A 6,146-nucleotide genomic window follows, 5' to 3' on the forward strand; every position below is an offset into this window, starting at 1 on the left:
TTAATTTCTATTGGAAAAGAGGGAATGATCATGGCTGAAATTAGAATTCGCAATACCGAACAACGTATCTCCGGCGAAGAAAACGTCCGTGCATTTCTAGAGCAACAGGAAGTTCTATATGAACATTGGAATACAAGCAAGCTTGCTCCCGAGCTGCAAGAAAAGTTCATTCTTTCTGATGAAGAGAAGCAGCAAGTGCTTGCTACTTATGCTGATGAAATTAAAGATCTCGCTGAACGCCGCGGGTACAAAACTTGGGACATCATTACATTGTCCGAAGCAACGCCTAATCTGGATGAGCTTCTGAAGAAATTCGAGAACGTCCATACACATACCGAAGATGAAGTTCGCGCGATTACAGCTGGTAAGGGCATATTCATCATCAAAGGCACTGACGATGTTGGTTACTTTGATGTTGAGCTTGAAGCAGGCGATGTCATTTCCGTACCGGAATACAAGCCGCATTTCTTCACGCTAATGGATAACCGTCAAATCGTGGCTGTTCGTTTGTTCATCGAAACAGAAGGCTGGATCGCTCATCCATTCGCTGATCCGGTATTCGAATCGGACAAAGCGTAACGGATCGAATTCAATAATGCAAGCCCCTCATGCTGCAGCTTTGCCGTAGCCGAGGGGCTTATTTTATTGCTTATTCTTTTATTGCTCGAGTATTTGCAGCAGCTCTTCCAGATGCTTAATTTCACAAGTAGGAATAATATCGTCATTACGTACCATATCGTGGCGATTAATCCATACGGATGTCATGCCAATCGTATTTGCTCCAAGAATATCGGTCGTAAGCTTGTCACCAACCATAATACCATGCTCCGGCTCGATGCCAAGACGCTCAAGGGCATGCTTGAAGATCGATGCGGCCGGCTTGCCTTCACCGAACTCGCCCGAAATAATAATATGATCAAAATAGGGAACGAGCTGAGGAACGCCTGCCAGCTTCTCGCGTTGCAAATCCGGCGAGCCGTTCGTTAGCAGCAGCAACTTATATTTCCCTTTTAGCGAGTCCAGCACGCGGAAAGTCTCATCATAAACGATCGGACGCGACCGACGTTCAGCCGGGAACTTCTCAGCTAGCTCAGCGCCAAGCTTCGGATCATCTATACCAAGCGCTAGCAGCCCCTTCGTCCATGCTTCTCTGCGATAGCCTGGCGCAAGACTTTCCAGCTTGCGGAATTCCTCTTGCTCTCCCTCACGGAAGTTCGCCCACAAGCCTTCGAAAGGATTGATGCCAATCATCTTCGTGAATGGGTACGTCTCATACGATTCGTACAGCGCCCGTGCTTCGCGGCGAACCGATTCTTCAAGTGCGTTAACGTCTACACCCGTTAGGTCAGCAGCTGCCTGGCAGGTTGCTTCGAATGCTTCTTTCACACTGCGGTCATCCCACAGCAAAGTGTCGTCTAAGTCAAATAATACAGCTTGCTTTGCCATAATAATCATTACTCTCCCATGCCTTTATTTTTGCTGAAATGAAATACCGTTCGCTTGCGCGAACAATTTAAGCTTCTCATTAATTTCATCCGTAGGGTAACGGTTAATCAAGCGCGAGAACACCCAATTACCGCCTTTTTGCGGCTCAATGACAACGTAACCAGGCTGCGTGCTGATGCCTTTAATGGAAGAAGCCGTCAGACGCTTGTCCCCCATCATTCTACGCGTCTGTACATAGTCCTTACCGATTTGGATATAAGGACGTCTTAAGAAGAATAGACCTGCTAAAACGACATAACATGCAATGGTTACATAAAACATCGTATCGATCTGATAGTCCTTCTGGCTCTGGATCAGAATAACGTACAATCCGATGAACAGGAGCAGTAGAATCGGCGCAATATAATTGCGGCCGACGATTTTTACCGCTTTCTCGCCGTTTAGTACGATAGAACCTTCACCATGTTTTTTGCGTTGTTTGTTAACTTGACTCATGTTTTTGCGCACCTTGCGCTCCCAAGAACGTGACAAGCTTATTCCTCCTACTTCGGCCTACATCCGCAAGCCTGTCTATTATGCGAACAATCTCAATTATCCTAGTGAACGCTGGAACTTCGTAATGAACCGGTTCGGATAATCATCAGGCAATGCGCTTATTTCGTTCAACTTGTCCCAAATATCGACAGGCATCTCCCAGTCCGCCGCGCCCATATTTTCCTCGAATTGCTCTAAGGAACGAGCGCCGAATATTGGAGAAGTAATACCTTCCTTCTGCAGCAGCCAGCGTAATGACACCTCGGCTGGCGCTTTGTCCAATAGCTTCGCTGCCTCAACCACGGCATCTAGAATAGCAAAGTTATGGTCCGATGCACGGTTCACCCATGCGCTTTCGCCAACCTTCGAGGTCAGACGACCCTCCGTCGGTATGTCGCGATTGTATCGTCCTGTCAGGAAACCGCCACCGAGAGGCGCCCAAGGGATGATCGCTACCTTCTCTTCTAGACATAACGATAACATTTCCCTATCCATCTGCCTGCTTACAAGACTGTACTGAGGCTGAATAGAGACGAAGCGTACGTATCGATTCACATCGCTAAGAGCAAGCGACTTCATCAATTGCCAAGCAAAAAAATTAGAACAGCCTATGTATCGTACTTTGCCCGACGTAACAAGATCGTCAAGCGCCCGAAGCGTCTCTTCAATTGGCGTAGCCTGATCCCACACATGGACCTGATAAAGATCAATGTAATCGGTCTGAAGACGCTTCAAGCTCGCCTCTATGCCGTCCATAATATGTTTGCGGGATAGTCCTACCCCATTAATGTCGCCAGAAGTCGCCATTCTTACTTTCGTTGCAAGTACCGTCTCCGAACGTTTGCCGCGTATTGCCTTACCCACAATCTCTTCCGATCGACCACTAACATATACATCAGCCGTGTCGATAAAATTTCCGCCTTTGTCATAGAAACGGCCGATCATTTCAATCGAATCCTGTTCGCTTGTCGTGTTACCGAACGTCATCGTTCCTAGACATAATTCAGAGACGGCAAGCCCGCTTCTGCCAAGCAACCGATACTTCATAGATGAATTCCCCCATTGCTTCAGAAATGGTTCTCGTACACAAGACTTTATGGAAGAAAGGCCAAGCGGAACTCGGCCATAACAGACGCTTAATGCTTAACGTTATCCTGGTCCTCGTCCTCAACATACTTAATCGTATCGAGCTGCTGTCTGAAGTTGCTCTTAAAGTTGTTCAAATACTGCCTTCGAAGCTCATCACGCTCGGACGTTTCCTCGTCGGTCAAGCCTACCGTTTTATTTTTCCGAGAAAGCTCGTTGATCCGAGCTATTAACTTATCCATATCCATATTGAACGTTAAACTCCCCTCATGCTGTAAATGTTCTATCCTTTACTTTGACATTTTCAAAGCGTAATTGTCAAGGCGGCACTTACATTATGTCCGCAAAAAGATAAGCTGAAATAACGAAAAAAAGCATCAAACCGTCTCCGGTTCAGATGCTCTCTGCGTACAAGTTCATTATATAGAAGGAATAACAAGCTTCTGCCCCGGATACAGGTCCGTCGACTCTAATCCGTTACGCTCCTTAATCAAATAGATGACGTAGCGAATATCTTCCTTCTCACTGGCAAAACGATTAGCGATCCCCCACAATGTATCGCCTGTAAATACGGTCACAAGTTCCTCGTTGACCGCAGCAACAGCGTTCTTGCTGCCAGATGCCTTCGTACCGATCAATAGAAAGCTCGTAAACAAAAGTACGAACAGCATTGCGCATACGATCAGCTTAAGTGCATGACGTCTCACTGCAACCGTATATCGTTTATATATAGGACTAACCTTCATTTCTGGTTGCGTATGTATTGTTCTGTAAAAACTTGGACTCATCATCATCTCTCAGCACCCCAAACGTTTGTTCTGTTCTGAGAATAACACGAACAAACGTTTGTAGTCAACACAAAAATACGAACCTTTGTGCTTAAGAACTTATGTTTGTGCGAACCCGGGTTCTGTGCTATACTTTTGTACAAACATACTAATGGAGTGATCGCAGTGTCGAAGATTTCCAGCCGACAACAATCTATTCTTGATTTCATTAAGAATGAGGTCCGGGAGAAAGGCTACCCGCCTTCCGTCAGGGAAATCGGCGAAGCCGTCGGATTATTATCCAGCTCGACTGTACACGGTCACCTCGACCGTTTAGAGAAGAAGGGCCTTATCCGCCGCGACCCTACCAAACCTCGCGCTATTGAAATTTTGGATACGGAAGGCGTGGACGGTATTATCCCGCTTGCCGTCGCTAAAGTGCCAATCGTCGGTAAAGTAACAGCAGGCGTGCCGATTACAGCTACTGAGAATATTGAGGACTACTTCCCTCTTCCATCACATTTTGTTGGCGACAGCAGCGTCTTCATCCTGAACGTTGAGGGAGAGAGCATGATCGAAGCCGGCATTCACGACGGAGACTACGTCATCGTTCGCCAGCAGCGTACTGCCAACAATGGCGATATCGTCGTAGCCATGAACGAGGATGATGAAGCTACCGTTAAGACGTTCTACAAGGAGAAGAACTACATACGTCTCCAACCGGAGAATTCCTCCATGCAGCCTATTCTACTCCAGAACGTGACGATCCTCGGTAAAGTCATTGGATTGTTCAGAGATATTCACTAATCATTGAGCTACGAACAAGAAGAGGAAGAACGATAGCCTAGCGCATCGTTCCTCCTCTTCTTTATATTGATTTACTGATATTAGAAAGTTGCATTTCAACCCACAGAAGTCCTCCCCCCGTCCATCTGACTGCATAAGTTCCTATCAAAGACTACTATTGTCTCATTATTAGTCTTTTGACTGTAAGAAAGCGGCAGTCGATTAATTGTGACTAACTAATAGTTATACGATTTATCGTATAACCAACCTTACAGAGAGGCCAAATCAAGGGTTTTGATCGAAAAATCGTACAAAATCATCGGCTGCGTGGATGAATTAACCACTTTTGTATGATAAATCGTATAAGTATTTTCAGTTTACGTCTTGTTTTACTAACGTTGTGTGAAAAATCATATAAATTGAAATCATATCTAAATTGGTAAACAGTTAATCGACAGTCTCAGAAATCCAATTAATAATTCTAAATTCATCTTTATAAAGATCCAAAATATTTACAGAAAAACCCGCTAAGATTTCTGCATTCGCAGAAGCCTTAGCGGGTTATAGTTGATCCTATTGATTAGTAAAGCGTCAAGTACTGATCGCGTTCCCATTGGTGAACTTGCGTGCGGTACATGTCCCACTCGATTTCTTTGAGCTCGTAGAAGTGAGCAAGCGCGTGCTCGCCTAGCGCGTCGCATACGACATCGCTGCGAAGCATTTCGTCAAGCGCTTCCTTCAGATCGCCTGGCAAGCTCGGTATACCCGCGTCCAGACGCTCTTCCTCTGTCATAATGTAGATGTTACGGTCTGTCGGAGGAGGAAGCTCCGTTCTGTTGTTAATACCGTCAAGGCCCGCTTTCAGCATTACCGCAAGTACGAGGTAAGGGTTAGCCGCAGGATCTGGGTTACGTACTTCAACGCGTGTGCTGAGACCGCGCGAAGCCGGAATACGGATCATTGGCGAACGGTTGCTCGCCGACCATGCTACGTATACTGGAGCTTCATAGCCCGGTACGAGACGTTTGTAAGAGTTAACTGTTGGGTTCGTAATCGCAGCCATTGCTCGCGCATGCTGCAGGACGCCTGCCATATAATAACGAGCAGTTGCGCTTAGACCAAGCTTGTCCTTCTCATCATAAAATACGTTCGTATTCCCTTGGAACAACGATTGGTGACAGTGCATGCCGGAACCGTTAACGCCGAACAGCGGTTTTGGCATAAAGGATGCATGAAGACCATGCTCGCGTGCAATCGTCTTAACGACGAGCTTGAAGGTTTGGATTTGATCCGCTGCGCGAATCGCATCCGCGTATTTGAAGTCGATCTCATGTTGTCCTGGAGCAACCTCATGGTGAGAAGCTTCGATCTCGAAGCCCATCTCTTCAAGCGTCAATACGATTTCACGGCGGCAGTTCTCGCCCATATCCATTGGCGCAAGATCGAAATAACCGCCTTGGTCGTTCAATTCCGTTGTAGGCTCGCCTTTTTCATCGGTTTTGAATAAGAAAAATTCCGGTTCAGGAC

The 6,146-nt window shown here is 46.3% G+C and carries 8 protein-coding genes; 2 read left to right on the top strand and 6 right to left on the bottom strand.

Annotated elements, in window-relative coordinates:
- Window positions 1-30 precede the first annotated feature (30 nt).
- On the top strand, window positions 31-579 hold the full coding sequence (locus AB4Z33_RS09915; RefSeq protein ID WP_442049779.1) for a 1,2-dihydroxy-3-keto-5-methylthiopentene dioxygenase: 549 nt from the start codon (window positions 31-33) through the stop codon (window positions 577-579).
- A 78-nt stretch (window positions 580-657) separates the two neighbouring features.
- On the opposite strand, the gene AB4Z33_RS09920 is transcribed toward AB4Z33_RS09915, so the two are convergent.
- The 5 genes from AB4Z33_RS09920 to AB4Z33_RS09940 form a co-directional block, all read right to left on the bottom strand.
- Window positions 658-1,446, bottom strand: coding sequence for an HAD family hydrolase (locus AB4Z33_RS09920; RefSeq protein WP_442049780.1), 789 nt, complete (start codon window positions 1,444-1,446; stop codon window positions 658-660).
- Between the two features lie 24 nt (window positions 1,447-1,470).
- A complete protein-coding gene (locus AB4Z33_RS09925) occupies window positions 1,471-1,977 on the bottom strand; it encodes a hypothetical protein (RefSeq protein WP_337101420.1) in 507 nt (168 codons plus the stop codon).
- A 60-nt stretch (window positions 1,978-2,037) separates the two neighbouring features.
- Window positions 2,038-3,027, bottom strand: a complete 990-nt coding sequence (locus tag AB4Z33_RS09930; RefSeq protein WP_442049781.1) for an aldo/keto reductase — start codon at window positions 3,025-3,027, stop codon at window positions 2,038-2,040.
- 89 nt (window positions 3,028-3,116) lie between these two features.
- Window positions 3,117-3,308, bottom strand: coding sequence for a DUF896 domain-containing protein (locus tag AB4Z33_RS09935; protein WP_442049782.1), 192 nt, complete (start codon window positions 3,306-3,308; stop codon window positions 3,117-3,119).
- A 177-nt stretch (window positions 3,309-3,485) separates the two neighbouring features.
- Window positions 3,486-3,773, bottom strand: a complete 288-nt coding sequence (locus AB4Z33_RS09940) for a LysM peptidoglycan-binding domain-containing protein (protein WP_442049783.1) — start codon at window positions 3,771-3,773, stop codon at window positions 3,486-3,488.
- Window positions 3,774-4,019: 246 nt separating this feature from the next.
- Between AB4Z33_RS09940 and lexA the strand changes: the two genes are divergently transcribed.
- Complete coding sequence (gene lexA, locus AB4Z33_RS09945; protein WP_307201327.1) at window positions 4,020-4,640, top strand: transcriptional repressor LexA; 621 nt, start codon at window positions 4,020-4,022, stop codon at window positions 4,638-4,640.
- Window positions 4,641-5,199: 559 nt separating this feature from the next.
- Here lexA and glnA read toward each other — a convergent pair.
- Window positions 5,200-6,146, bottom strand: a 947-nt coding sequence (glnA, locus tag AB4Z33_RS09950; RefSeq protein WP_442049784.1) for a type I glutamate--ammonia ligase, incomplete at its 5' end; no start/stop codon positions are given.

This window comes from Paenibacillus sp. 2TAB19, from assembly GCF_052115185.1.
Taxonomy (GTDB): Bacteria; Bacillota; Bacilli; order Paenibacillales; family Paenibacillaceae; genus Pristimantibacillus.

Excerpts from the sequence above, each read along its gene's own strand:
- AB4Z33_RS09915 (WP_442049779.1), top strand. The coding sequence starts at position 31 with ATGGCTGAAATTAGAATTCGCAATACCGAACAACGTATCTCCGGCGAA.
- AB4Z33_RS09920 (WP_442049780.1), bottom strand. The coding sequence starts at position 1,446 with ATGGCAAAGCAAGCTGTATTATTTGACTTAGACGACACTTTGCTGTGG.
- AB4Z33_RS09930 (WP_442049781.1), bottom strand. The coding sequence starts at position 3,027 with ATGAAGTATCGGTTGCTTGGCAGAAGCGGGCTTGCCGTCTCTGAATTA.
- AB4Z33_RS09935 (WP_442049782.1), bottom strand. The coding sequence starts at position 3,308 with ATGGATAAGTTAATAGCTCGGATCAACGAGCTTTCTCGGAAAAATAAA.